Genomic DNA, 24,234 nt, shown 5'->3' with positions numbered 1-24,234 from the left:
GGCCCGGCGGGGTGGACCCCCTCCCCCGGATCGCAACAGCTTGTCAGAGCACCCGGTCGGGACCGGGCACCGGGGCCAGGCGACCGTCGCAGTCGGCGTACTCCCAGCGCGGCCCGCGTGCGACCAGGTCGGCGACCGCGCCGACGAGCCGGTCCACGTGCTCCCGTGTGGTGCCCACGCCCAGGCTCGCCCGCACCGCCTGGTCGTGGCCCTGGGGCAGCAGGTGGCGGGTGAGCGGGTGCGCGCAGAACAGCCCGTCGCGCACGCCGATCCCGTACTCGGCGGACAGGACGGCGGCCAGCAGGTCGGCGGGCAGGCCGTCCACGGTGAACGACACGATGCCCACCCGGGGGTGCTCCTCGCCCCACAGGGCCAGCTCGGTGACACCGTCGGTCCCGGCCAGCCCCGCGCGCAACCGCTCCAGCAGCACCGACTCGCGGATGTGCAGCAGCCCCTGCGTGTCGGGGGTGAGGGTGTCGCAGGCGGCGGCCAGCGCCACGGCGCCCAGCACGTTGGGGCTGCCCGCCTCGTGCCGCGCGGGCAGGTCGTTCCACACCACCTCGTGCTCGGTGACCAGCCGGGTGGCGCCGCCCCCGGACAGGTAGGGGGCGGCCTCGCGCAGCCAGTCGGCGCGTCCGGCCAGCGCACCGGAGCCGAAGGGGGCGTAGAGCTTGTGGGCGGACAGGGCGACGTAGTCGGCGCCGGACTCCTCCAGGCTGAAGGGCAGGTGGGGCACGTACTGGGCGGCGTCCACGACCACGCGTGCGCCCTCGGCGTGCGCCGCCTCCACCAGCTCCTCCACCGGCCAGATCTCACCCGTGACGTTGGAGGCGGCGGTCACGCACAGCAGTCGGGGTCCCTCGGGTGCCTCGCGCAGCGCGGCGCGGGCGGCCTCCACCGCGGCCTCGGGGGTGGCGGGCAGCGGCAGGCACACCACGCGGCCGGCGCGGGCGGCGGGGTGCTTCCAGGGCAGCAGGCCGGCGTGGTGCTCGGACGCGAACACGACCACCGTGCAGCCCTCGGGCACCGAGCGGGCCAGCAGGTTGAGGGCGTCGGTGGTTCCGCGCACGAACACCACGGCGTCCGCGGGCCGGGAGCGGGTGCCCACGAAGCGGGCCACGCTGCGGCGTGCGCGCTCGTAGGCGTCGGTGCTGACCTGGGAGTGGTGGCCCGCGCCGCGGTGCACGCTGGCGTAGTGGGGCAGCGCCTCGGACAGGGCCTCGGCCGCCGGGGTCAGGCAGGGGGCGCTGGCCGCGTAGTCGAAGTTGGCGTACTCGACCCGCTCACCGGTGGCCAGGGGGACGCCCTCCTCGGAGGCGACGACCGTGCACCGGTCGGTGTCGGACGAACGCGCCGAACGGGCGGAACGGGCGGTGTGGATGGAACTGACGGTGGTCATGGGGCACCTCGCCTGTGGGTCGTGGGACCCACGGGGGTGCCGTCACGGCGACGCCTCGGGGTCCGCGCTTGTCCGACACGGTCGTGTCGGGACCTGGTCCTCACCCGGGGCACCCCACCGCGGAAGGAGGGTTGCCGGCCAGCGAGCCGGGGCTTGGCGCTGGCACTCGTGACCTGCGACGCAGGTTAACACAGCCGTCCCTCGGTGGACGGTGCGAGGACGTGTGGCCCGAACCACCGCCCCGCTTGACAGCCGCGAACGCGGTGGGGACATACTTGTCACTGCCTGCCCTCACGCCGCGGGTGTCCGGTTCTCCCCGGCCGCCCTCCAGGCGCGAGACTCCAGAGCGTTGGAGTTTTCGCGTGCCCGCGAGCGAGAGGTGTGCATGTTGCAGGGCAACGACCGTATTCAGCAGGTCTTCCGTAATCCCAGGGTCGTCCTGGTCTCCGGCTACGCCCGTCTTCCCGACTCCGTGGCGAGCCATTCCCAGTACCAGCGCCTCGGCGTCGTCCTCGCCGTGGACACCGCGGACGGCCGCATCGTCGCCGCGGACACCACACTGCTCACCGACCTGGCCAAGGACTTCTTCCGCGCCCTGGTCGAGGGCTCCTCGGTGACCGAGGACATCGCCGAGCTCGTGCGCCGGGTACAGACGCGGTACGCGGGCCAGTCCGGTGCCGCGCTGACCACCGCCCTGCGCAGGTGCCTGGAGACCTACGGCCAGCTGCGGGAGGGCGACCAGCTGCCCGGCGGCCCCGACGGCGAGGAGTGAGCACCCCGTGACCGACACCCGTTCCGAGTCCGAACCCGGCTCCCCCGCTCCGCTGCCGCTGGCGGGGGTGCGCGTCACCGACCTGTCCCGGGTCCTGGCGGGCCCGTACGCCACCATGCTGCTCGCGGACATGGGCGCCGAGGTCGTCAAGGTGGAACAGCCCGGGCGCGGTGACGACACCCGCTCCTGGGGGCCGCCGTGGGCCGGGGCCCCGGAGGCCTCTCCCGGCGGACCCGGTTCCGGCGGGCGCGGCCCGGGAGAGGCCGCCTACTTCCTGTCGGTGAACCGCAACAAGCGCAGCCTGGCCGTGGACCTGAAGGACCCCGAGGGCCTGGCCGCCGTACAGGATCTGTGCGCGGCCTCCGACGTGGTGATCCAGAACTTCCGGCCGGGGGTGATCGACCGGCTCGGGCTCGGCTACGAGGCGGTCAGCGCCCGCAACCCGGCCGTCGTGTACTGCTCGGTGAGCGGGTTCGGGCCCGAGCACGAGCCGAGCACGCGCCCCGGTTTCGACATCGTGGTGCAGGCCGAGAGCGGCCTGATGGCCACCACCGGACCGGCCGAGGGGCCGGCGAGCAAGGTGGGCGTGGCCCTGACCGACGTGCTCACCGGGCTGAACGCGGCCGTGGGCGTCCTCGGCGCGCTCATGCGGGCCCGCGTGACCGGCAGGGGCGAGAACGTCAGCGTGTCGCTGATCAACTCCACCCTGTCCGGACTGGTCAACCTCACCCAGCAGGCACTGGTGACGGGGACGGAACCCGCCCGGGTCGGCAACGCGCACACCACGATCGTGCCCTACCAGACCTTTCCCACGGCGGACGCGGAGATCGTCGTCGCCGCCGGGAACGACGCCCTGTACCAGCGGCTGTGCGCGGCCCTGGACCGCCCCGACCTGGGCGGGGACCCCCGCTACGCCACCAACCCGGAACGGGTCGCGCACCGGGAGGAGCTGGTCGCGGAGCTGTCGGCGACCCTGCGCACCCGGTCCGCCGACCACTGGATGGAGGTCCTGGTGGAGGCCGGGGTACCGGTGGGACGGGTGCGCGGGGTGCTGGACGCGCTGCGCACCGCCGACGCCAGCGGCGACGACGTCCTTCGCTCCGTGGAGCACCCCACCGCCGGGCTGGTCGAACAGGTCCGCGCGGGGTTCCGGCTGGAGAACAGCCCTCCGCCGCTCACCGCGCCGCCGCTGCTGGGCCAGCACTCCCGGCAGGTCCTCACCGAGCTGGGCGTGGACGGGGCGACCGTGGACGGGATGGTCGGGCGCGGCGCCGTCCAGCAGTCCGATCTCCCCTGAACCGGGACCGTCCGCACGACCGCACGACACGAGAACCCCGAATCCGCCTCACCGCCGGCCCCACGGGCCGAACGCACCACGAAGGGACACCACCATGAGCGACCCCCGCAAGCCCGCCGCCCCGGACCCGCGCGACTTCCTGGCCGTGGACGCCGAGCTGTCCGACACCGAGCGGGACGTCCGCGACGCCGTGCGCGGCTTCGCCGAGCACGAGCTGCTGCCGAACGTGGCCGACTGGTTCGACGCGGGCACCCTGCCCGACCCGCGCGGGCTGGCCAGGGCCTTCGGCGACCTCGGCGTGCTGGGCATGCACCTGGAGGGGTACGGCTGCGGCGGATCCAGCGCGGTCGCCTACGGCCTGGCCTGCCGTGAGCTGGAGGCCGTCGACTCGGGCCTGCGCAGCTTCGTGTCGGTGCAGGGCTCGCTGGCGATGGCGGCCCTCCACAAGTTCGGCTCCGAGGAGCAGAAGAACGCGTGGCTGCCGAGGATGGCCGCGGGTGAGGCGATCGGGTGCTTCGGCCTGACCGAGCCCGACTCCGGCTCCGACCCGGGCTCCATGCGCACCCGCGCCCGCAGGGACGGGTCGGACTGGGTGCTCAACGGCACCAAGATGTGGATCACCAACGGCTCGGTGGCCGACGTGGCGGTGGTCTGGGCCGTCACCGACGAGGGGGTCCGCGGATTCGTGGTGCCCACCGGGACCCCGGGGTTCTCGGCCAACACCATCCACAGGAAGCTGTCGCTGCGCGCGTCCATCACCTCCGAGCTGGTGCTGGAGGACGTGCGGCTGCCCGCCGACGCGCTGCTGCCCCTGTCCCGGGGGCTGGGCTCGCCGCTGTCGTGCCTGAACGAGGCCCGCTACGGCATCGTGTGGGGCGCGGCCGGTGCCGCCCGCGCCTGCTACGAGGCGGCACTGGAGTACGCGCTGAGCCGCGAGCAGTTCGGCCGGCCCATCGCCGGGTTCCAGCTCACCCAGCGCAAACTCGCCGACATGGTGGTGGACGTCAACCACGCCAGCATGACGGCGCTGCGGATCGGCCGCCTGAAGGACGAGGGGAACTGCCACCACAACCACGTGAGCTTCGGCAAGTTCTCGTGCGTGGCCGCCGCCCAGCGGGTGGCCGGGGCCGCGCGTTCGGTGCACGGCGCCAACGGCATCACCCTGGAGTACCCGGTGATGCGGCACATGATGAACCTGGAGACGGTCGCCACCTACGAGGGCACCGAGGAGATCCACGCGCTCAGCATCGGCCAGGCCGTGACGGGGGTCTCCGCGTTCCGCTAGAGGGCCGGGGTAGGAAGGCCGCGAGGGGGCGCGCGGGCGCGTTCCCCGCTCCCCGGTGTCGTCGGCCGCGCACAACCGCCAGAATGGGGAGCATCCGAGCGAGGGAGTTGCCGAGATGGGGAACGAACCGACGAAGCGGTTCGAGATGACGCGGTTGCGGCGGACGGTCAACGCCTGCGTCAGCGGCTTCGTCAAGTACGGGGTGTGCCTGCCCGAGTTGCACCTGCTCACCACGCGTGGGCGCAAGACGGGCTTCCTGCGCACCATCCCGCTCAGTGTGCTGGACAGCGACCGCGGCCGGTTCCTGGTCTCCCCCTACGGGGAGGCCGACTGGGTCCGCAACCTGCGCGGGGACGGTTTCGCGACGCTGCGCCAGGGGGGCTGGATCGAACTGGTCAGCGTGCGCGAACTGGGCGCCGAGGAGTCCGCCCCGCTGTTGAAGGAGTACCTGAACCACCCGCGGGCCGCCGTGGTGGGGCTGTACTTCGAGACCCCGCCGGACGCACCGGACGAGGCGTTCGTCGCCGAGGCCGAGCGCCACCCGGTCTTCGAGATCGTGCGTTCCACCACGATCCGCATCTGACCGGAGGGGTCCGCACGGGCTCCGGGCACCCAGGACGTCCGGAGCCCGGAGTCAGTTGCGGACGCGGTAGACGTCGTAGACGCCGTCCACGCCCCGGACCGCTCGCAGCACGCTGCCCAGGTGGGCGGGGTCGGCCATCTCGAAGGTGAAGCGGCTCTGCGCCACCCGGTCGCGGCTGGTCTGGACGGTGGCGGACAGGATGTTGACGTGCTGGTCCGACAGCACCCGGGTGATGTCCGACAGCAGCCGGGACCGGTCCAGGGCCTCCACGTGCAGCGCCACCAGGAACATGGAGTCCTCGGTGGGCGACCAGTCCACCTTCACCATGCGCTCGGTGTCCAGGGTCGCGGTGTTCACGCAGTCCCTGCGGTGCACGGACACCCCGTTGCCCCGCGTCACGAAGCCGACGATCTCGTCTCCCGGCACGGGCGTACAGCACTTGGACAGGCGCGCCCACACGTCGGCGTCGCCCTCCACGACCACGCCCGGGTTGCCGGACTGGTGCTGGCGGAGCGCCGCCTTGGTGGGCAGGGCCGACTCGGCGATGTCCTCGGTGTGGCTCTCCAGCCCGCCCATCGAGTCGACGAGCTTGCCCACCACGTGCTGCGCGCTGACCTGGCGCTCGCCCACGGCCGCGTACAGGGAGTCCACGTCGGGATAGCGCAGGTCGCGGGCCAGGGCGATGATCGTCTCGCCGCTGAACAGGCGCTTGACCGGCAGCTCCTGTTTGCGCATGATCTTGGCGATCTCGTCCTTGCCCTGGTCGATGGCGGCCTCGCGGCGCTCCTTGGTGAACCAGTGGCGGATCTTGTTGCGGGCACGGGCGCTCTTGACGAAGTTCAGCCAGTCCCGGCTGGGCCCGGCGTCGGGCGTCTTGGAGGTGAGGATCTCCACCGTCTCGCCGTTGTGCAGCTCGTTCTCCAGCGGCACCAGGCGGCCGTTGATACGTGCGCCCACGGTGCGGTGGCCGACCTCGGTGTGCACCGCGTACGCGAAGTCGACGGCGGTGGCGCCCTGCGGCAGGGAGATGACGTCGCCGCCCGGGGTGAAGACGAACACCTCCTGCACCGACAGGTCGAAGCGCAGCGACTCCAGGAACTCGCCCGGGTCCTTGGTCTCCTGCTGCCAGTCGATGAGCTGGCGCAGCCACTGCATGTCGGAGCTGCCCCTGGGCTTGCTCTCGCCTCCGCTGGTGCGGTCCTCCTTGTACTTCCAGTGCGCGGCGATGCCGTACTCGGCGCGCCGGTGCATCGCCCGGGTCCGGATCTGCAGCTCGACCGGGTTGCCCGAGGGCCCTATGACCGTCGTGTGCAGCGACTGGTACATGTTGAACTTGGGCATCGCGATGTAGTCCTTGAACCGCCCCGGCACCGGGTTCCACCGCGCGTGGATGGTTCCCAGGGCCGCGTAGCAGTCGCGGACGCTGTCCACCAGGACCCGCACGGCGATGAGGTCGTAGATCTCGTCGAAGCCGCAGTTGCGGGCGATCATCTTCTGGTAGATCGAGTAGTAGTGCTTGGGGCGCCCGCGCACGGTGGCCTTGAGTTTGGACTCGCGCAGGTCGGCCGACACCGCCTCGATGACCTCCTGGAGGTAGACGTCGCGGCGCGGGGCGCGCTCGGACACCAGACGGGCGATCTCGTCGAAGCGCTTGGGGTAGAGGGTGGCGAAGGCCAGGTCCTCCAACTCCCACTTGATGGTGTTCATGCCCAGTCGATGGGCGAGGGGGGCGAAGATCTCCAGGGTTTCGCGGGCCTTCTTCTCCCGTTTGGCACGGGATGGCAGGTAGCGCAGAGTGCGCATGTTGTGCAGGCGGTCGCACAGCTTGATGACCAGTACCCGGATGTCGCGGGCCATGGCCACGACCATCTTGCGGACGGTCTCGGCCTGGGTGGCCTCGCCGTACTTGACCTTGTCGAGCTTGGTGACGCCGTCGACCAGTTCGGTGATCTCGTCGCCGAAGTCGGCGCGCAGCTCCTCCAGGGAGTACTCGGTGTCCTCGACGGTGTCGTGCAGCAGGGCGGCGGCCAGGGTGGCCTCCTGCATGCCCAGCTCGGCGAGGATCGTGGCGACGGCGAGCGGATGGGTGATGTAGGGGTCGCCGCTCTTGCGCTTCTGGTCGCGGTGGTGGTGGGCGGCGACCTCGTAGGCGCGCTCGATCAGCCGTACGTCCACCTTCGGATGGGTGGCACGCACCGTCTTGATCAGTGGTTCGAGCACCGGGTTCATCGTCACTCCCCGCTGGGCGCCGAGTCGGGCGAGCCTTCTGCGTACTCGCACCGTGGAGGGCGTGGTGGAGGGGGGCGGCTGCCGCGTGGCCCCCGCTCCGGAGACGTCGGAGGGCGCCGCTCCACTCGCGGCGCCCTCCGGACGGTCCTCCTGTGGTCTTGTGGCGGCGTTCGGCGCACCGGTGCCGTCAGCGTGCCCTCCTGGTATGGCCGGCCGCGACTCTCCGGGGGTGTTCCGCCGCGTTTCGCTCGCCGCTACCGCCCCGGTCGAAACCACTTCGCTTGGCATGCCTACCTCCCGCGGATCCGCCCGGGTCGCGCGGGCGCCGTCGGCGCCGCCCGGCTCCACCGGTGCACGTGCGTGTCATCAGGGCCAGTCGTGACGTGGCCGCCGCGGTACCTCTCCCACCAGTCTAGGGGGACCGTTCCCACGGGTACGGGGAAACGGTCCGGGCCTTCCCCGCGTCCGCCGCGACCGGCGGGTGTGACACAGGCCACCAGGAGCGTCACTCCTGGTGGTGGAGTATGTCAACGATGACGAACCGTCGCGCATTCCCCTGCGGGAGGGGCGCCGCTCGTGGCTCGGGTTGGCGGGGTCAGACCGAAAGGAGGGTGTGCAGCTCCACGTCGGGCATCTTCTCGTGCCCCCGGAGCGCGGAGAGCTCCATCAGGACGGAGAATCCCACGACCGTACCACCCGCTCTGCGGATCAGGTCCACCGCGGCTCTGCCGGTGCCGCCGGTGGCGAGCACGTCGTCGACGATCAGCACACGGCTGCCCGGGGTGACGGCGTCGGCGTGGATCTCGACGGTCGCGGTGCCGTACTCCAGATCATAGGCCTGACCGATGGTGTTCGCGGGCAGTTTCCCGGCTTTGCGCACGGGAACGAAACCGGCGCCCAGCGCCATGGCGACCGGGGCCCCGAAGATGAACCCGCGCGCCTCCAGGCCGACCACGTGGTCCACCCCGGCGCCGCGGAAGGGCGCGGCGAGGCCGTTCACGGCGGCGGCGAAGGCCTCCCGGTGGTTGAGCAGTGGCGTGATGTCCTTGAACAGGATGCCGGGGTGCGGGAAGTCCGGGATGTCGCGGATGTAGGCCTGGAGGAACTCCGGACTCGGAGCGTCGTCCACGGTCACGGTGTCGTCGGGCATGTGCGGTGGGACCTTTGCTGGAGAGCTGTCGGGCGGGGCTTGACGGGCGGGGCCTGGACCGTCGGACCCGGAGGGCGCCGGAAGCGGGCCACCCGTGTCGCGGGCCCCGGGGCACTGGAGCCCCGTTCGGGCCCGACACGGCGGTACCGACCCCCGAGCGGGGGTCGGTACCGAAGTCTGTCGGGCCGTGGCGGCCCGCGGCGGACTCTGCCACCCGCGCGCGTGCGCGGGCGCCGTCCGGTGGCCGGGCGGCTCAGCCCTTGGGGTTGTCGTCGTCGCCGAAGTCGGGGCGGTCCTCCACCGGTGTGTCGTCGGTGGTCGGGGTGATGACCTCACCGATACCGGCCTTGAGCATGCGGATGCGGGTACCGGGCGCGATCTCCAGCACGACGTCCTGCTCGTGGATCTCGACGAGGGTGGCGAAGATGCCGGCCTTGGTCATCACCTCGACACCGGGGACCAGGGAGCTCTGCATCTGCGTCTCCTGCTGACGGCGCTTCTGGTTCGGGCGCCAGAACAGCAGCCAGAACACCACAAGGATCAGCAGGAAAGGGAACAGCATGCCGAGGAGACCGCCCGTGGGCTCTCCTTCGGCTGCGAGGTGGTAAAGGCCCTGCACGGGGCGTCCTTCCTGACGTTTCGTCGTGTGGCCGACGGCTGTCGGCTCGGACACCGCCACGGCCACCTTATTCGCGCCGGTTCGGACCGTCGCGATCCGAGCCGTACCCGGCACGTACAACGCGCTGGAGGACCGACTCGTTCCGCCGGTGTCGAACGACACGTACGGAGCGTTGCCCCGTATCGGCTGGTTCGTCCCAGCTTACGTGGCGCCGGTCACCGGTATCCCACCGGTTGAGATCGGAGTGTTAACGGTTCGGCCCCGAACTCCTCGCGCGCACCACCCATTGTGCCCGCACCGGTGCCCCGTGTCAGCGCTCCCGGTCAGGGAGCCGACGCGCCGCTGGTCCCGGAGCCGCCCGCGGAGGAGGAGTTGCCGTTGGCGGCCGCCGCGCCGAAGGCCGCGTCCGGCGGAGGCGTGAGCCCCATGTGCGCCCAGGCCTGCGGGGTGGCCACCCGGCCGCGCGGAGTGCGGGCCAGGAAGCCGGACCGGACGAGGAAGGGCTCGGCGACGACCTCCACGGTCTCGGACTCCTCCCCCACCGAGACCGCCAGCGTGGACAGGCCGACCGGACCTCCGCGGAAGCGGTTCATCAGCACGTCGAGGATGGCCCGGTCCAGCCGGTCCAGGCCCAGGCTGTCCACCTCGTACAGTTCGAGCGCGGCGCGGGCGGTGGCCAGCGACAGCCTGCCGTCACCACGCACCTCGGCGTAGTCGCGCACCCGGCGCAGCAGCCGGTTGGCGATCCGGGGCGTGCCGCGCGAGCGCCCGGCGATCTCCCGGGCGGCGTCCTCGTCCAGGGGCGCGCCGAGCAGACCGGCCGAGCGGTACAGGATCAGCTCCAGCTCCGCGGGTGTGTAGAAGTCCATGTGCGCGGTGAACCCGAAGCGGTCGCGCAGAGGCGCGGGCAGCATGCCCGCCCGTGTGGTGGCCCCGACCAGGGTGAACGGGGCGATGTCCAGCGGGATGGCGGTGGCTCCGGGGCCCTTGCCGACCATGACGTCGACCCGGAAGTCCTCCATGGCGACGTAGAGCATCTCCTCGGCGGGGCGGGCCATCCGGTGGATCTCGTCCAGGAAGAGCACCTCGCCCTCCTGGAGGCTGGAGAGCACCGCGGCCAGGTCGCCGGAGCGTTCGATGGCCGGGCCGGAGGAGATGCGCAGCGGGGCGCCGATCTCGGCGGCGATGATCATGGCCAGCGTGGTCTTGCCCAGGCCCGGGCCGCCGGACATCAGGATGTGGTCGGGGGCCCGGTTGCGCCGCTGGGCGCTGTGCAGCACCAGGGACAGCTGTTCCCGCACGCGTTCCTGGCCGACGAACTCGTCCAGCGCGCGGGGGCGCAGCGCGCCCTCGACCTGGTAGTCGTCCATGCTGGCGTCGGGTGAGACCGCTCCGCGCTCGTAGGCGGAGGCCTCCTCGGCGGCGAATCCGCGGTGGGATTCCTCGTGGGAGTCGTACACGGGAGTTCCTCGTCCCTCCTAGGCGCGGCTGAGCCTGCGCAGCGCGCTGCGCAGCAGGACGGCGACGTCTTCGGTCTCCTCGGCCTCATCGGCCACGGCGGCGGCCGCGGCCTCGGCGTCCTTGGCGGGCCAGCCCAGGTTGACCAGGCCGGACACGACCTGCCCGCGCCAGGCGCCGTCGGGCCCGCCCGCGGGGCCGGCCGCGTCGGCACCGGGGAGGGTGCCGTCGGTGAGCACGGGTGTTTCGAGCTTGCCGCGCAGTTCCAGGACGATGCGCTGGGCGCCCTTCTTGCCGATGCCGGGCACGCGGGTGAGCGCGGCGGTGTCCTCGGTGGACACGGCGTGGCGCAGGCTGGAGGGGCTGTGCACGGAGAGCATGGCCAGGGCCAGGCGGGGCCCGACGCCCGAGGCGGTCTGCACCTGCTCGAACAGGTGCTTCTCGTCGTCGTCGGCGAACCCGAACAGGGTCAGGGACTCCTCGCGGACGACGAGGCTGGTGGCGACGGTGCCGGTCTCGCCCACGTGCAGGCGGGACAGGGCGGAGGGGGTGCACTGCACGGTCATTCCGACCCCGCCGACGTCGATCACGGCGCTGCCCGCGCCACGTGCGGCCACCCGGCCGGTGAGGAACGCGATCATCTCGTGTGGACACCGGGGACGGTGCCCTTCTCCTTCCTGGGGGCGCGGCGCTACCGGCCGCGGGTGCGGCGGGCCAGTTCCACCTTGCGGGCGAAGTCCTGCTGGGCCTGGGCGACACGGGCCTGGGCCCCGCCGCGCCAGATGTGGCAGATGGCCAGGGCGACGGCGTCGGCCGCGTCGGCGGGCTTGGGAGGTCCGTCGAGTCCGAGGATACGCGCCACCATGGTGCCGACCTGCGCCTTGTCGGCACGGCCGTTGCCGGTGATGGCGGCCTTGGCCTCGCTGGGGGTGTGCATGGCCACGGGCAGGCCGCGGCGGGCGGCGCAGACCAGCGCGATGCCGCTCGCCTGGGCGGTACCCATGACGGTGCTGAGGTTGTGCTGGGCGAAGACGCGCTCGACCGCGACGGCGTCGGGCCGGTAGTGGTCCAGCCACTCCTCGATGCCGCGCTCGATGCCGACGAGCCGCTGGGGCAGGTCGGCGTCGGAGCTGGTGCGGACGGCGTCGGCGCCGAGCAGGGTGAGCGGTCGGCCGATGGCACCCTCGACGGCGCCGATGCCGCACCGGGTCAGTCCCGGGTCGATCCCCAACACGCGCACGCGTTTCACCCTCATCTTCTCGAACGTCAGTTCGCACCATGCTAGCGGTGGGCACCGACCCTCGCCGTCGACCCGCCCGCGTGTCGGCGCGCGGCCGGCCGCCGACCGGTGCGGGTCCGGGCATCCGCCCCCGGGCCAGCCTTTCACCCCGGGCGGCCCCTGAGGACAGTATCCGCCCCGGGCTCCGGTACGCGCACGGCCCGGCCCCGCCTCCGGGCCCCGGAAAAGGAATGGACGCCGCCGGAGGGACGTGCTATGTTGCACTCAGCAAGAGAGAAACTCATTCTGAGAATAACTAGGCGGTGCACATGACCGACGAAGAACCGCGACAGGAGGAGGGCGAGGGCCGGTTCCTCGCCGACTACGACCCGCATGCCTTCGCGCCGGCCGCGGTCACCGTCGACGTCGTCGCCCTCACGATCCGGTCGGGAGACCCGCACGTGCTGCTGACACGGCGCGCCGCCCACCCGCAGCGCGGCTGGTGGGCCCTGCCGGGCGGATTCGTCCGGGCACAGGACGGACCGGACGGGCCCGCGGACCCCGACCTGCCCGACGCCGCCCTGCGGGTGCTGTCGGAGAAGACCCTCCTGCCCACCGAGCTGCACCTGGAACAGCTGGGCACCTACGGCGCCCGGGGCCGGGACCCGCGCATGCGCGTCTTCTCGGTCGCCTACATGCTCCTGGCCCCCGGCCTGCCCGACCCCCGCACCGGCCGCGACACCGAGGAGGCCGCCTGGGTCCCCTGGCGCGAACTCGGCCACGGAGACGGCGCACACGCCAGCCGCGAGCTGGCCTTCGACCACGGCCGCGTCCTCACCGACGCCGTCGAGCGCGCCCGCTCCAAGCTGGAGTACACCGCGCTGGCCACGGCGTTCCTGCCCCCCGCCTTCACCATCACCGCGCTGCGCGAGGTCTACCAGGCCGTGTGGGGACAGCCCCTGCACGCCGCCAACTTCCACCGCAAGATCCTGGCCACCCCCGGGTTCGTGGAGGACACCGGGGAGCTCGCCGAGCGCGGCGGCGCGGGCGGCGGACGGCGCGCCCGGCTGTACCGGGCGGGCGGCGCGGCCCTGCTGCACCCGCCCCTGCTGCGGAGCACCCAGTCAGCCACGCGAGGAACCCCCCGATGACCGACCGCCGAAACGGGGCACCGACCCTTGAGGACGCCGAGCGCGACGTCGCCACGGCCTCGGGCCCCGTCGAACTGTTCGGCCCGCTGCCCGAGGACGGCGCGATACCCCCGGCCGCGACCGCCCGGTACCGCCGGCTCGCCCGCGCGCTGCACCCCGACACCGCGCCGCGAGGGAAGGGCGCCGCGTCCTTCACCCGCCTCACCGGGCTGTGGAGCCTGTACCGGGAGATGGCCGCGGGCGGCCCGGGCTTCACCGGACCCGCCCTGGCCACCCGCACGCGCGTCTACCGGGTCGACGGCCCGCGGCTGGCCAAGGGACACGTCGCCGACCTGCATCCGCTGCGCCACCGGGCACCGGAGTGGCGCGAGGCGGTGCTCAAGCTGCCCCGCTCCCCGCGGGACAACGACCTCATGGAGGCCGAGGCGTCCGCCCTGCGCCGTATCCGCGAGCGGGGGCACGAGCGCTACCGGTCGTTCGTCCCCGACCTGGTGGAGTCGTTCAGGCACCGCGACGCCGCGACCGGCGCGGAACGGCGCGCCAACGTCCTCGGGCGGCTGCGCGGGTTCCACACCCTCGACGAGGTGCGCCGCGCCCATCCCGACGGCGTCGACCCCCGCGACGCGGCGTGGATGTGGCGGCGGCTCCTGGTCGCGGTCGGCAACGCCGCCCACGCCGGGGTGGTGCACGGCGCGGTCGTACCCGAGCACGTGATGATCCATCCGGGCGAGCACGGCCTGGTGCTGGTCGACTGGTGCTACTCGGTGACCGCGCACGCCCCGGGCACCGCGCCGCACGTCCCGGCGATGGTGCCCGGCCGCGAGGACCTGTATCCGCCCGAGGTCGCCGCCCGCCGCCCCGCCCTGCCCCAGACCGACGTCCACATGGCGACCCGGTGCGTGGAGTACGTCACCGCGGGCCGCCTGCCCCGGCGGCTGAGGGCCTTCGCGCGCGGCTGCACCCTGCCCGCGCCCGAACGGCGGCCACGCGACGGCCTCGCCCTGCTCCGCGAACTCGACGAGGTGCTGGAACGCCTCTACGGGCCGCGCCGGTTCCGCCCCTTCTCCATGCCGGACCCGGCCGCCCACCCCTGACCCCGACCGGCCACGACCCGGCCGCCGTCCACCCCGCACCCTCACGAAACCGCACCCTCACGAAGGAGACATCCCATGGGAAGCAGCAGTTGGTCCACCGACGCCTACCACGCACGACAGGCCTACAACTCCTCCGTCGGCTCCAGCAGCTTCGGCTACACCGACGACGTGCTCGCCTCCGCCCCGCGCAGCTCGTGGAGGACGCACCCGGCCCTTGACCCCAAGGGGGTGACCACGCGCGAGAGCCGCGACTCCGCCGAGCACCCGAACTCGCTCGCCATCTCCGTGCTGTTCGACGTCACCGGGTCCATGCGCGACGTGCCGCGCGTGCTCCAGACCAAACTGCCGGACCTGTTCGGCCTGCTGCTGCGCAAGGGCTACGTGGAGGACCCGCAGATCCTGTTCGGAGCGATCGGCGACGCCACATGCGACCAGGCCCCGCTCCAGGTCGGCCAGTTCGAGTCCGGCAACGAACTGGAGGACGACCTGGGCAACATCCTGCTGGAGGGCGGCGGCGGCGGCCAGGTCACCGAGTCCTACGAGCTGGCCATGTACTTCATGGCCCGGCACACCGCCATGGACTGCCTGGAGAAGCGCGGACGGCGCGGCCACCTGTTCGTCATCGGCGACGAGATGGCCTACGGGGCGGTCAAGGCCGAGGAGGTGCGCGAGGAGATCGGCGACGACCTCACCGAGGACATCCCCTTCCCGCGGATCCTCGCCGAACTGCGGCGCAGCTTCGAGGTGTACTTCGTCATGCCGACCGGCAGCGGGCACTTCCACAACCCGGAGGTCCGCGGCTTCTGGGACACGCACCTGGGCCAGAACGTCATCTACCTGGACGACCTCGACGCCGTGTCGGAGACCATCGCGGTCACCGTCGGGTTGGCCGAGGAGGCCATCGACCTGGAGGAGGGGCTGGCGGACCTCGCCGAGGCGGGCTCCGGAGCGGGCGCGGCGGTCGGCAAGGCGCTGCGGCCGCTGTCGCGCACGCGCGGCTCCGTGGTCGTCGCCGAGACCCCGGGCGGGGCGGGCGAGGACGGCGGCGGGGTGAGCCGGCTGTGACCGCCGCTCCCCCACCGTGGGCCGACGGGCACGCCGCCGTCGTCGACCTGGGCTTCGGTGACGCGGGCAAGGGCGTGACGGTCGACCTGCTGTGCGCGCGGCGGCGCTTCGGCGCCGTCGTGCGCGCCAACGGGGGCGCCCAGGCGGCGCACAACGTGGTGGCCCCCGACGGCCGCCACCACACGTTCGCGCAGTTCGGCGCGGGCACGCTGGCTCCCGACGGCCCCGTGCCCACGCACCTGTCGCGGTTCGTGGTGGTGGACCCCCTCGCCCTGGCCGCCGAGGCCGGGCACCTGGCCGCGCTCGGCGTCCCCGACCCGTTCTCGCTGGTCACCGTGGACCGGCGGGCGCTGATCAGCACACCGTGGCACCGCGCCGCCAACCAGGCGCGGGAGCGTGCGCGCGGAGGCGGACGGCACGGTTCCTGCGGGATGGGGGTGGGCGAGGCCATGGCCTATGCCCTGGCCCGCCCGGAGGACGCTCCGACCGTCGGCGACTGTGCGCACCCGGCGCGGCTGCGCCGCAAGCTGCGCCGCCTGGCCGACCACCTGGACGCCGTACGCCGACAGCTCACCCGCACCGGGACCGGGTCGTCGGGGCCGCCGGGAGGGAGCGGACCCGTGAGCGGCCCCGCGGACCCCGACGTCGAGGAGTGCGTGGAGGCCTACCTCGCCTTCACCCGAGGGGTGCGGCTGGTGGACGAGGGGTACCTGCCCCGGCTGCTCGCCCGTTCCCCCGTGGTGTTCGAGGGCGCGCAGGGTGTGCTGCTGGACGAGTGGCACGGCTTCCACCCCTACACGACCTGGTCCACGACGACCACCGCGAACCCGCTCACACTCCTGGCCGAGGCCGGTCGGCCCGGCGACGCCCGCAGGATCGGGGTGGTGCGCACCTACACCACCCGGCACGGCGCGGGTCCGCTGGTGGCCGAGGACCCGGCGCTGGGCGCGGTGCTGGCCGAGCCGCACAACGGCACGCACCCCTGGCAGGGGGCGTTCCGGGTGGGGCACTTCGACGCGGTGGCCCACCGGTACGCGGTCGCGGCCACCGGCGGAGTGGACTCCCTGGTGGTCACGCACACCGACTCGTCCGTCCGGGCGGGCGGGAGGCTGCGCTGGTGCGCGGGCTACACCGCCCCGGACGGGTCGCCCCTGGAGCCGTCCCCCGCCGAGGCCCCGGCCCCCACCCGCCCGGGTACCGCCGTGGACGGCGCCTCCCACCTCGCACGTCAGGAGCGGCTCGCCCGGGCCCTGCTGGCGGCCCGGCCCGTGCTGTCGGCGATGCCCGCCTCCCCCGCCGAGGCGGTCGGCGAGGCGCTGGGGCTGCCGCTGGAGGCGGTGTTCGGCGGACCGACCCGCGCCGACGCCCGTGTCAGCGCACGACAACCGCCGCGCGCGTGGACGCCGCACGGACGCGCGGACCCGCCCGTGCGGACCGCGGTGTCCTGAGGACCGCCGTGTCCCGCTGGAGGAAGCCTCCGCCTCGCACTAACGTGAACCTGTGGCTTCCATCTCCGATCCCCGGGTCCGCGACTTCCTGCTCCAGGGCACCCGCACCGGCATGCTCGCCTACACCGCCTCGGACGGGCGGCCGCTGGCGGCGCCGGTGTGGTTCACCGTCGAGGACGACGAGATCGTCCTCAACACCGGCAAGGAGACCGCGAAGGGCCGCTCGATCGCCCGCGACCCGCGCGTGGCGCTCACCGCCGACCTGCCCGAGCCTCCCTACGCCTTCGTCCAGGTGCAGGGCGAGGCCCGCGTCTCCGAGGACACCGACGAGCTGGTGCGCACCGCGACCGCGATCGCCCGCCGCTACGTGGGCCCGGAGCAGGCCGAGGAGTTCGGTCGGCGCAACGGCATTCCCGGCGAGCTCGTGGTGCGGGTACGCCCGACCAAGGTGATCGCCGCCTTCGACATGACCGACTGACCGCCGCCCGGACCGACGTGCGGGCGGCCTCCCCGCCGCGAACGCCTGTGGCCGCGGCCCCGGAAGGGGGCGCGGCCACAGGCGTCGGATACGGGGATCAGCCGATCTCGGCCATAACCTCGTCGGGGATGTCGGCGTTGGTGTAGACGTTCTGCACGTCGTCGGAGTCCTCCAGCACGTCCACCACCCGCAGGACCTTCTTGGCGGCGTCGGCGTCGACCGGGATCTCCATGGTCGGCAGGAAGCTGGACTCGGCGGAGTCGTACTCGATCCCCGCCTCCTGGAGCGCGGTGCGCACCTGCACCAGGTCGGTGGCCTCGCACACGATCTCGAAGGACTCGCCCAGGTCCTCGACGTCCTCGGCGCCGGCCTCCAGCACCGCCAGGGTCACGTCGTCCTCGGTGATGCCCTCCTTGGGCACGATCACGACGCCCTTGCGGTTGAACAGGTAGGACACCGAGCCGGCGTCGGCCATGTTTCCGCCGTTGCGGGTCACGGCCACCCGCACCTCGGAGGCGGCGCGGTTGCGGTTGTCGGTCAGGCACTCCACCAGCAGGGCCACGCCGCCGGGAGCGTAGCCCTCGTACATGATGGTCTGCCACTCGGCTCCGCCGGCCTCCTCACCGGAGCCGCGCTTGCGGGCGCGCTCGATGTTGTCGGCGGGAACCGAGTTCTTGCGCGCCTTCTGGATGGCGTCGTAGAGCGTCGGGTTGCCTTCGGGATCCCCACCACCGGTACGCGCTGCCACCTCGATGTTCTTGATCAGCTTGGCGAAGAGCTTGCCGCGCTTGGCATCGATGACGGCTTTCTTGTGCTTCGTGGTGGCCCACTTCGAGTGGCCGCTCATGAATGTCCTTTCACAACGTCGACGAAGAGGCGGTGGATGCGCGTGTCGCCGGTCAGTTCGGGATGGAAGGACGTGGCCATCAGGCCGCCCTGCCGTACGGCGACGATCCTACCGGCCTCGTCCGGGCCGGGGACTTCGCCGAGCACGGTGACCCCGGGCCCCACCGACTCCACCCAGGGGGCGCGGATGAACACCGCGTCGAAGGGGTCGCCCTCCAGGCCGTCGATGCGCACGGCAGCCTCGAACGACTCGGTCTGGCGCCCGAACGCGTTGCGGCGCACCGACATGTCGATCCCGCCGACGGTCTGCTGGTCGGCGGTCCCGCCCAGGAGCCGGTCGGCGAGCATGATCATCCCGGCGCACGTGCCGTAGGCGGGCATCCCCGCCGCGATCCGCTTGCGCAGCGGCTCCAGCAGGCCGTACCGGACGGCCAGCTTGGACATGGTGGTGGACTCCCCGCCGGGGACGACCAGTCCGTCCAGGGTGTCGAGCTGGTCGGGGGAGAGCACCTTGACGGTGTGCGCGTCCAGGGCGTCGAGGACGCGCAGATGCTCGGCGACGTCACCCTGCAGGGCGAGGACACCGATGGTGGGTCTTGCGGTCAAGAACGGCCTCACTCGTTTGGCTCGCGTACTGGCTGGGCGGGGGCGGGACCCGCGCGGCCCCGCCCCCGAGAGCGTCCGCCGGTCGGCGCCGGCGGACGCGCCGTCCCGGTGCGCGCGGGCGCGCCGAGGGTGTCGGCTACCAGCCGCGACCGGCGTAGCGCTGGGCGTCGGACAGGTCGTCCAGGTTGATGCCGACCATGGCGTCGCCCAGCCCGCGGGACACGCGCGCGATCACGGCGGGGTCCTCGTAGTGCAGGGTGGCCTGCACGATGGCGTCGGCGCGCCCGGCCGGGTCGCCGGACTTGAAGATGCCCGAGCCCACGAACACGCTCTCGGCGCCGAGCTGGCGCATGAGCGCGGCGTCGGCCGGGGTGGCCACGCCTCCCGCGGAGAACAGCGGGACCGGGAGCTTGCCCAGTGTCGCGACCTCCTTGACGACCTCGAACGGGGCGCGCAGCTCCTTGGCGGCGCCGAACAGCTCGGCCTCGTCCAGCGTGCCCAGGCGCTTGATCTCGGAGCGGATGGACCGCATGTGGCGTGTGGCCTCGACGACGTTCCCGGTCCCGGCCTCACCCTTGGAGCGGATCATGGCCGCGCCCTCGGCGATGCGGCGCAGCGCCTCGCCCAGGTTCGTCGCACCGCACACGAAGGGGACGGTGAACGCCCACTTGTCGATGTGGTAGGCCTCGTCGGCGGGTGTGAGGACCTCGGACTCGTCGATGAAGTCGACGCCGAGCGACTCCAGGACCTGTGCCTCGACGAAGTGGCCGATGCGGACCTTGGCCATGACGGGGATGGACACGGCCCCGACGATGCCGTCGATCATGTCGGGGTCGGACATGCGGGCGACGCCGCCGTCCTTGCGGATGTCGGCCGGGACGCGCTCCAGGGCCATGACCGCGACGGCACCGGCGTCCTCGGCGATCTTGGCCTGCTCGGGCGTGACGACGTCCATGATGACGCCGTTCTTGAGCTGCTCGGCCATGCCGCGCTTGACACGCTCGGTACCGACGGCGTTGTCGGAGGTGTTCGATGCGTTGTTGGCCACGGTTGTGGACTCCCGTTGTGTTGTTCTGCTGAAGGGCTGCGGTTCCCGGACGGCGCCGCTTCCTCCCGGCCGTGCCGGGCCCTGCGGGCGGCGCCGCGGTCGCGGGCAGCGGAGTCGGCGGCCTCACGCGGCGGTACGCGGACACCGTCGGCGCCGCGCACCCTGGTCGACCAGCCTCCCATCCTACTTCCACCCCCTTTCGGAGGTTTGGGCCAGATGGGTGTTTGCGGGGCCCTCCCCCTACGGGATGTCGGGCCCGACGGGCAGGACCGGTATGCGCGGCGGCTGGTCGTCGATCTCGAAGAAGTCCGGCAGCGGCGCCGTGCCCGCCAACCGGAACGCCCGCACGAGTCTGGAGCGGCGGGCGCGGTGTGTGTCGGAGACGGCACCGTTGTAGAACGTGCGGGCCATGTGGACGCCCTTGGCCGCCGCCTCCACCTCCGCCAGCTGAGGCCGCAGCAACTCCCAACGCTCGGTGGCGCCGTGGGATTCCAGGGAGGTGCGCAGCGCTCGGGAGAGCGTGCTCTCGGCCAGGTCGCGCTGGCCCTCCCCCGCCTCGTGCGCGGCCTCGGCCGCCTCGGACAGCTCGTCGAACGCACCGGTGCCGGCGGCGGCCAGGTCGAGCGCGGCGGTGCGGCGCCGGAGCAGGGCGGCCTCCAGACCGGCGCGGGCGGTGTCGACCCGGTGGTGCAGGCGGTGCAGGCGGGTCACCCGCCACGACAGGTAGAACCCGAACAGCGCCAGCGCCAGGAGGGTCCCGACCACCGCGATGGCGAAGAGGACGTCCTCGATCAGGGCCGTTCACCCCGCTCGGGCGGGACGCGCACGCGTCCGGGCAGGTGGGCGGTGGTGGTCACGGTGTCCCCCGGTGCAGCAGTGCGGTGGCGCGGGGACCGGTGTCCAGGCGCACCCCCTCGGGGCGGCCGTGTCCGGCCCCGTCCCACATCAGGACGGTCTGGTACACGTGGGCGACGTCGGCGGCGACCGTGTCCCAGTCGTAGGCGTGTACCGCCCGGCGCGCGGCCACGGACAGCTCGGCGCGCCGCTCGGGAGCGTCCAGCAGTGCCCCGGCGCGTTCGGCCATGTGGACGGGGTCGCCCACGGTGAACAGCTCCCCGGCGGCACCGCCGTCCAGGACCGCGGAGAAGGCCGGGATGTCGCTGGCCACGATGGACGCGCCGGCCGCCATCGCCTCGGTCAGGACGATGCCGAAGCTCTCCCCGCCCAGGTTGGGCGCGCAGAACACGTCGGCGGAATGGTAGGCGCGCACCTTGTCGGCGTCGTCCAGGCGGCCCAGGAGCACGACGCGTTCGCGCAGGTGCTCGGGGACGACGGCCATGGCCGTCGAGGGATCTCCGGGGCCGGCCACCAACAGGCGCAGGGACGGGCGTGCGGGCGCCATCAGCGTGAAGGCCTCCAGCAGGACGCCCAGGCCCTTGCGGGGTTCGTCCAGGCGGCCCAGGAAGCCGATCGAACCGCCCTCGCCCGGCCATCCGGGCAGCGGCTCGGCCCGGGCGAACCTGCGCACCGCCACCCCGTTGGGGATGAGTACGGCGTCCCCGCCGAGGTGCTCGACCAGGGTGCGCCGGGCCGCCTCGGACACCGCGATGCGCCCGTTGATCTTCTCCATCGCCGAGCGCAGCGCCGGGGAGCTGACCGCCATCGCCCGCGAGCGCGGGTTGGAGGTGTGGAAGGTGGCCACCAGCGGCCCGTCGGCCGCCCAGCACGCCAGCAGCGAGACGCTCGGCGAGGAGGGCTCGTGGATGTGCAGGACGTCAAAGCCGCCCTCGGCGATCCACCGACGCACCCGCGAGGCGATCCGGGGTCCGAAGCTGAGCCGGGCCACCGAACCGTTGTAGGGCACGGGGACCGGCTTCCCGGCGGGAACCAGGTATTCGGGCAGGCGGCCCCCCTGGGCGTCGCCCACCGGCGCCAGGACCGACACCTCGTGGCCCATGCCGATGAGTGCCTCGGCGAGGTCTCCGACGTGCTGCTGTACCCCGCCGGGGACGTCCCAGGCGTAGGGGCAGACCAGACCGACACGCATGACCACGGTCACCCGTTCCGTTCGTTCCGTGCGGGGGTCCCCGCACCGCCGCGCTCCGCGGCCCCGGGTGCCGCGGTCGCCCCGGCCCGCCCGCGGGAGGCTCGGTCGCGTTCGTGGTCGGAGCTGAACACCGGCTGGAGCATGTGCCAGTCCTCGGGGTGTTCGGCGATCGCCCCCTCGAAGACGCGGACCAGCTCCTGGGTGGTGGCCTGGACGCGCTCGGAGCGGGTGCCCCCTCCGGCGACGGGGATCTCCTCGTGTACGCGGATGTTCCAGTACGGACCGTCGTACCAGAGCGAGACCGGCATCAGGGCGGCGCCGGTGTTCAGGGCCAGGGCGGCGGGTCCGGAGGGCACGCGCGCGCTCTCCCCGAAGAACTCCACCTCCAGGCCGCCGCCGTTGACGTCGCGGTCGGCGAGCAGGCACACCAGTCCTCCGCCGCGCAGCCGCCGGGCCAGGGTGCCCACGGTGCTGGAGCCGCCCCCGGTCAACGGCAGCACCTCCATGCCCAGGGACTCCCGGTAGGCGGTGAAGCGCTGGAACAGGCTCTCGGGGCGCAGCCTCTGGGCGACGGTGGTCAGGGGGATGCCGTTGAGGGTGATCCAGGCACCGGCGTGGTCCCAGTTGCCCATGTGCGGCAGGGCGGCGACCACGCCGCGGCCGGACCGGATGTGCTTCTCCAGCACGTCGATCCCGGTGGCGCGGGTGCGGTCGAGGATGTACTCCTCGCCCATCGCGGGGAGGCGGAACATCTCGTAGTAGTAGCGCATATAGGAACGCATACCCGCGCGCGACAGCGCACGCGTCCGGGCGTCGGTGGCGCCCGGGCCGAGCAGGCGCCGCAGGTTGCGCTCCAGACCGCGGGTCCCGGCGTCGCGGGCGCGCCAGGAGCGGTCGGCCAGGCGTTGGAACACCGCCCTTCCCGCGCTCTCCGGCGCGTGGCGGACCATCGCCCAGCCCGCGGAGTAGGCCAGGTCGGCCATGCGCTCGTCCACGTTCGTCTCCCCCGTCCTCCCTGTCGCTGTCAGGCCTCGCCGCCGACGTCCCCGGCCTCGGCGGCGTCGGCGGGGTCGTTGAGTCGGGCCCGGGTCTCCACCAGGCGCTGCAGGACCGTGGTCAGGCTCATCACGGCGAGCAGCCACAGGCCCCCGGCGAGGATGTAGGGCACGCCCATCTCACTGAGTCCGACGGCGACCAGGATGACCACCAGGCGCTCGGTGCGCTCGGCGACGCCGACGTCGCAGTTGACCCCCAGTCCCTCTGCCCGGGCCTTGACGTAGGACACCATGAATCCGGTGATGAGGCAGAAGAGGGTGAGCCCGGCGAGCAGGGGGTCGTCGCCCTCCCCGATGAACCACCACAGGAGTCCGGCCAGGATGGCGGCGTCGGCCACCCGGTCCAGGGTGGAGTCGAGGAAGGCGCCGAACGCGCTGGCGCTGTTCCCGGCCCTGGCCACGGCGCCGTCGAGCATGTCGAAGAGGGCGAAGACGGTGATGACCACCGAGCCCGCGTACAGCTGGCCGCGCGGATAGAAGTACAGGGCGCTGACGACGACGCCGGTGGCGCCGATGATCGTGACGAGGTTCGGGGTGAGGCCGATGCGGGCCATGCTCCGGCCGAGCGGAGCGGTGACCCGGGAGGTGATGGGGCGAAGGATTCTCAGCATGTCTTCTTGGGATCGTAGGGCGGGAACGGTCGCGGAGGTGGGAACCGCACCGGTGGGGGTGGCGTGCCGCCGGACGCCGTCCGGGTGGGGTGGGAGGCGGCGCCGGTTCCGGCCCCGGACTCCTCAGTCCCTGGGCCAGTACTCGGCCAGTTTGGCCCGGGTCTGCTCCAGCATCTCGGGCAGGACCTTGGTCTGGCCGACGACGGGCATGAAGTTGGTGTCGCCGCCCCAGCGGGGGACGATGTGCTGGTGCAGGTGCGCGGCGATCCCCGCACCCGCCACGGTACCGAGGTTCATGCCGACGTTGAAGCCCTGCGGGCCGTAGGCGTCGCTCAGCGCACGGATACCCGCCTGGGTGAGCGCGGCCACCTCGGCGGTCTCGTCCTCGTCCAGGGAGGTGTAGTCCGCGGCGTGGCGGTAGGGGCACACCAGCAGGTGGCCGCTGTTGTAGGGGTAGAGGTTGAGCACCGCGTAGGCCGACTTGCCCCGGGCGACCACGAGGCCCTCGGGGTCGGGCAGCCCGGGGGCCCGGCAGAAGGGGCAGCCGTCCTCGGGCCGGGAACCGGTGGGCTTGTTCTCCCCCTTGATGTAGGCCATGCGGTGCGGCGTCCACAGCCGCTCCCAGCCGTCGGGGCTCCCGGTCCCCGCACCGGGAGGGTCCTCAGGACCGTTTCCGTGCTCGTTGTCGGCACCGCTCATGGCTCGTCCGTTTCCGTCGCCTGTCCGTAACTCTCTCGCGTCACCAAGCATAGAAGCGCGGAGGGGAGGGCGCGC

At 72.8% G+C, this 24,234-nt stretch carries 24 protein-coding genes and 1 riboswitch; of the genes, 9 read left to right on the top strand and 15 right to left on the bottom strand.

All coding sequences use genetic code 11. From position 1 onward, the window contains the following. Positions 1 to 43 precede the first annotated feature (43 nt). Complete coding sequence (locus tag FYX01_RS16760) at positions 44 to 1,399, bottom strand: aminotransferase class V-fold PLP-dependent enzyme (RefSeq protein WP_150242425.1); 1,356 nt, start codon at positions 1,397 to 1,399, stop codon at positions 44 to 46. Positions 1,400 to 1,458: 59 nt separating this feature from the next. Then, positions 1,459 to 1,573, bottom strand: a riboswitch (SAM riboswitch). Between the two features lie 214 nt (positions 1,574 to 1,787). Between FYX01_RS16760 and FYX01_RS16755 the strand changes: the two genes are divergently transcribed. The 4 genes from FYX01_RS16755 (at position 1,788) to FYX01_RS16740 (ending at position 5,336) form a co-directional block, all read left to right on the top strand. Further along, positions 1,788 to 2,171 carry a DUF3870 domain-containing protein gene (locus tag FYX01_RS16755; RefSeq protein WP_073702780.1) on the top strand — a complete coding sequence of 128 codons (384 nt, stop codon included), beginning with the start codon at positions 1,788 to 1,790 and terminating at the stop codon, positions 2,169 to 2,171. Between the two features lie 7 nt (positions 2,172 to 2,178). Then, entirely contained in the window at positions 2,179 to 3,468 is a 1,290-nt protein-coding gene (locus FYX01_RS16750; RefSeq protein ID WP_150242423.1) for a CaiB/BaiF CoA transferase family protein, read from the top strand. A gap of 94 nt (positions 3,469 to 3,562) precedes the next feature. Next, complete coding sequence (locus FYX01_RS16745) at positions 3,563 to 4,753, top strand: acyl-CoA dehydrogenase family protein (protein WP_150242421.1); 1,191 nt, start codon at positions 3,563 to 3,565, stop codon at positions 4,751 to 4,753. Positions 4,754 to 4,868: 115 nt separating this feature from the next. Continuing rightward, complete coding sequence (locus FYX01_RS16740) at positions 4,869 to 5,336, top strand: nitroreductase/quinone reductase family protein (RefSeq protein ID WP_150242418.1); 468 nt, start codon at positions 4,869 to 4,871, stop codon at positions 5,334 to 5,336. Between the two features lie 51 nt (positions 5,337 to 5,387). Here the strand turns inward: FYX01_RS16740 and FYX01_RS16735 are convergent, their stop codons facing one another. The 6 genes from FYX01_RS16735 to ruvC all read right to left on the bottom strand — a co-directional run bounded on the left by FYX01_RS16735 (position 5,388) and on the right by ruvC (position 12,032). Next, positions 5,388 to 7,565 carry a RelA/SpoT family protein gene (locus FYX01_RS16735; RefSeq protein ID WP_150242416.1) on the bottom strand — a complete coding sequence of 726 codons (2,178 nt, stop codon included), beginning with the start codon at positions 7,563 to 7,565 and terminating at the stop codon, positions 5,388 to 5,390. Between the two features lie 595 nt (positions 7,566 to 8,160). Beyond that, positions 8,161 to 8,715 carry an adenine phosphoribosyltransferase gene (locus FYX01_RS16730; RefSeq protein WP_150242414.1) on the bottom strand — a complete coding sequence of 185 codons (555 nt, stop codon included), beginning with the start codon at positions 8,713 to 8,715 and terminating at the stop codon, positions 8,161 to 8,163. A 253-nt stretch (positions 8,716 to 8,968) separates the two neighbouring features. Continuing rightward, on the bottom strand, positions 8,969 to 9,334 hold the full coding sequence (gene yajC / locus FYX01_RS16725) for a preprotein translocase subunit YajC (protein WP_394350477.1): 366 nt from the start codon (positions 9,332 to 9,334) through the stop codon (positions 8,969 to 8,971). 323 nt (positions 9,335 to 9,657) lie between these two features. Continuing rightward, entirely contained in the window at positions 9,658 to 10,704 is a 1,047-nt protein-coding gene (gene ruvB / locus FYX01_RS16720) for a Holliday junction branch migration DNA helicase RuvB (protein ID WP_190394368.1), read from the bottom strand. Between the two features lie 108 nt (positions 10,705 to 10,812). After that, positions 10,813 to 11,433 (bottom strand): Holliday junction branch migration protein RuvA, encoded by a 621-nt coding sequence (gene ruvA / locus FYX01_RS16715; RefSeq protein WP_150242408.1) that lies wholly within the window; start codon positions 11,431 to 11,433, stop codon positions 10,813 to 10,815. A gap of 50 nt (positions 11,434 to 11,483) precedes the next feature. Next, positions 11,484 to 12,032, bottom strand: coding sequence for a crossover junction endodeoxyribonuclease RuvC (gene ruvC, locus FYX01_RS16710; protein ID WP_150242713.1), 549 nt, complete (start codon positions 12,030 to 12,032; stop codon positions 11,484 to 11,486). A gap of 308 nt (positions 12,033 to 12,340) precedes the next feature. On the opposite strand from ruvC, the gene FYX01_RS16705 reads away from it, so the two are divergent. The 5 genes from FYX01_RS16705 (at position 12,341) to FYX01_RS16685 (ending at position 17,247) form a co-directional block, all read left to right on the top strand. Next, positions 12,341 to 13,162, top strand: a complete 822-nt coding sequence (locus FYX01_RS16705) for an NUDIX hydrolase (protein WP_150242406.1) — start codon at positions 12,341 to 12,343, stop codon at positions 13,160 to 13,162. Continuing rightward, complete coding sequence (locus FYX01_RS16700) at positions 13,159 to 14,256, top strand: molecular chaperone DnaJ (RefSeq protein WP_150242404.1); 1,098 nt, start codon at positions 13,159 to 13,161, stop codon at positions 14,254 to 14,256. Before FYX01_RS16705 ends, FYX01_RS16700 begins: the two co-directional genes overlap by 4 nt. A gap of 75 nt (positions 14,257 to 14,331) precedes the next feature. Further along, positions 14,332 to 15,321: a hypothetical protein gene (locus tag FYX01_RS16695; RefSeq protein WP_150242402.1), complete on the top strand. Its 990-nt coding sequence runs from the start codon at positions 14,332 to 14,334 to the stop codon at positions 15,319 to 15,321. Next, entirely contained in the window at positions 15,318 to 16,769 is a 1,452-nt protein-coding gene (locus FYX01_RS16690; protein WP_150242400.1) for an adenylosuccinate synthetase, read from the top strand. Before FYX01_RS16695 ends, FYX01_RS16690 begins: the two co-directional genes overlap by 4 nt. Positions 16,770 to 16,821: 52 nt before the next feature. Next, the gene (locus FYX01_RS16685; protein WP_150242397.1) at positions 16,822 to 17,247 is read left to right on the top strand and encodes a PPOX class F420-dependent oxidoreductase; all 426 of its coding nucleotides are present in this window, start codon (positions 16,822 to 16,824) and stop codon (positions 17,245 to 17,247) included. 97 nt (positions 17,248 to 17,344) lie between these two features. On the opposite strand, the gene FYX01_RS16680 is transcribed toward FYX01_RS16685, so the two are convergent. From FYX01_RS16680 to FYX01_RS16645, 8 genes are all read right to left on the bottom strand, one after another. Continuing rightward, positions 17,345 to 18,094, bottom strand: a complete 750-nt coding sequence (locus FYX01_RS16680) for a YebC/PmpR family DNA-binding transcriptional regulator (RefSeq protein WP_150242395.1) — start codon at positions 18,092 to 18,094, stop codon at positions 17,345 to 17,347. After that, a complete protein-coding gene (gene pdxT / locus FYX01_RS16675; protein WP_150242393.1) occupies positions 18,091 to 18,699 on the bottom strand; it encodes a pyridoxal 5'-phosphate synthase glutaminase subunit PdxT in 609 nt (202 codons plus the stop codon). Before pdxT ends, FYX01_RS16680 begins: the two co-directional genes overlap by 4 nt. A 136-nt stretch (positions 18,700 to 18,835) precedes the next feature. Further along, a complete protein-coding gene (pdxS, locus tag FYX01_RS16670) occupies positions 18,836 to 19,747 on the bottom strand; it encodes a pyridoxal 5'-phosphate synthase lyase subunit PdxS (RefSeq protein ID WP_150242390.1) in 912 nt (303 codons plus the stop codon). Positions 19,748 to 19,987: 240 nt separating this feature from the next. Continuing rightward, the gene (locus FYX01_RS16665; protein WP_223830504.1) at positions 19,988 to 20,512 is read right to left on the bottom strand and encodes a hypothetical protein; all 525 of its coding nucleotides are present in this window, start codon (positions 20,510 to 20,512) and stop codon (positions 19,988 to 19,990) included. An 88-nt stretch (positions 20,513 to 20,600) separates the two neighbouring features. Further along, on the bottom strand, positions 20,601 to 21,794 hold the full coding sequence (locus FYX01_RS16660) for a glycosyltransferase family 4 protein (protein ID WP_150242709.1): 1,194 nt from the start codon (positions 21,792 to 21,794) through the stop codon (positions 20,601 to 20,603). A gap of 8 nt (positions 21,795 to 21,802) precedes the next feature. Beyond that, positions 21,803 to 22,789 (bottom strand): phosphatidylinositol mannoside acyltransferase, encoded by a 987-nt coding sequence (locus FYX01_RS16655; protein ID WP_150242388.1) that lies wholly within the window; start codon positions 22,787 to 22,789, stop codon positions 21,803 to 21,805. 29 nt (positions 22,790 to 22,818) lie between these two features. Continuing rightward, the gene (gene pgsA / locus FYX01_RS16650; protein WP_150242707.1) at positions 22,819 to 23,439 is read right to left on the bottom strand and encodes a phosphatidylinositol phosphate synthase; all 621 of its coding nucleotides are present in this window, start codon (positions 23,437 to 23,439) and stop codon (positions 22,819 to 22,821) included. A gap of 144 nt (positions 23,440 to 23,583) precedes the next feature. Then, positions 23,584 to 24,159 carry an HIT family protein gene (locus FYX01_RS16645; protein WP_150242386.1) on the bottom strand — a complete coding sequence of 192 codons (576 nt, stop codon included), beginning with the start codon at positions 24,157 to 24,159 and terminating at the stop codon, positions 23,584 to 23,586. Positions 24,160 to 24,234 lie beyond the last annotated feature (75 nt).

It is taken from the genome of Nocardiopsis quinghaiensis (assembly GCF_008638365.1).
Classification (GTDB): Bacteria; Actinomycetota; Actinomycetes; order Streptosporangiales; family Streptosporangiaceae; genus Nocardiopsis; species Nocardiopsis quinghaiensis.
Note: the sequence above shows the minus strand (reverse complement) of the source record. Positions and strands in the feature narration are given on the sequence as shown.

Excerpts from the sequence above, each read along its gene's own strand:
- FYX01_RS16760 (WP_150242425.1), bottom strand. The coding sequence starts at position 1,399 with ATGACCACCGTCAGTTCCATCCACACCGCCCGTTCCGCCCGTTCGGCG.
- FYX01_RS16745 (WP_150242421.1), top strand. The coding sequence starts at position 3,563 with ATGAGCGACCCCCGCAAGCCCGCCGCCCCGGACCCGCGCGACTTCCTG.
- FYX01_RS16740 (WP_150242418.1), top strand. The coding sequence starts at position 4,869 with ATGGGGAACGAACCGACGAAGCGGTTCGAGATGACGCGGTTGCGGCGG.
- FYX01_RS16735 (WP_150242416.1), bottom strand. The coding sequence starts at position 7,565 with ATGAACCCGGTGCTCGAACCACTGATCAAGACGGTGCGTGCCACCCAT.
- FYX01_RS16730 (WP_150242414.1), bottom strand. The coding sequence starts at position 8,715 with ATGCCCGACGACACCGTGACCGTGGACGACGCTCCGAGTCCGGAGTTC.
- ruvB (WP_190394368.1), bottom strand. The coding sequence starts at position 10,704 with ATGGACGACTACCAGGTCGAGGGCGCGCTGCGCCCCCGCGCGCTGGAC.
- ruvA (WP_150242408.1), bottom strand. The coding sequence starts at position 11,433 with ATGATCGCGTTCCTCACCGGCCGGGTGGCCGCACGTGGCGCGGGCAGC.
- FYX01_RS16705 (WP_150242406.1), top strand. The coding sequence starts at position 12,341 with ATGACCGACGAAGAACCGCGACAGGAGGAGGGCGAGGGCCGGTTCCTC.
- FYX01_RS16700 (WP_150242404.1), top strand. The coding sequence starts at position 13,159 with ATGACCGACCGCCGAAACGGGGCACCGACCCTTGAGGACGCCGAGCGC.
- FYX01_RS16695 (WP_150242402.1), top strand. The coding sequence starts at position 14,332 with ATGGGAAGCAGCAGTTGGTCCACCGACGCCTACCACGCACGACAGGCC.
- FYX01_RS16680 (WP_150242395.1), bottom strand. The coding sequence starts at position 18,094 with ATGAGCGGCCACTCGAAGTGGGCCACCACGAAGCACAAGAAAGCCGTC.
- FYX01_RS16660 (WP_150242709.1), bottom strand. The coding sequence starts at position 21,794 with ATGCGTGTCGGTCTGGTCTGCCCCTACGCCTGGGACGTCCCCGGCGGG.
- FYX01_RS16645 (WP_150242386.1), bottom strand. The coding sequence starts at position 24,159 with ATGAGCGGTGCCGACAACGAGCACGGAAACGGTCCTGAGGACCCTCCC.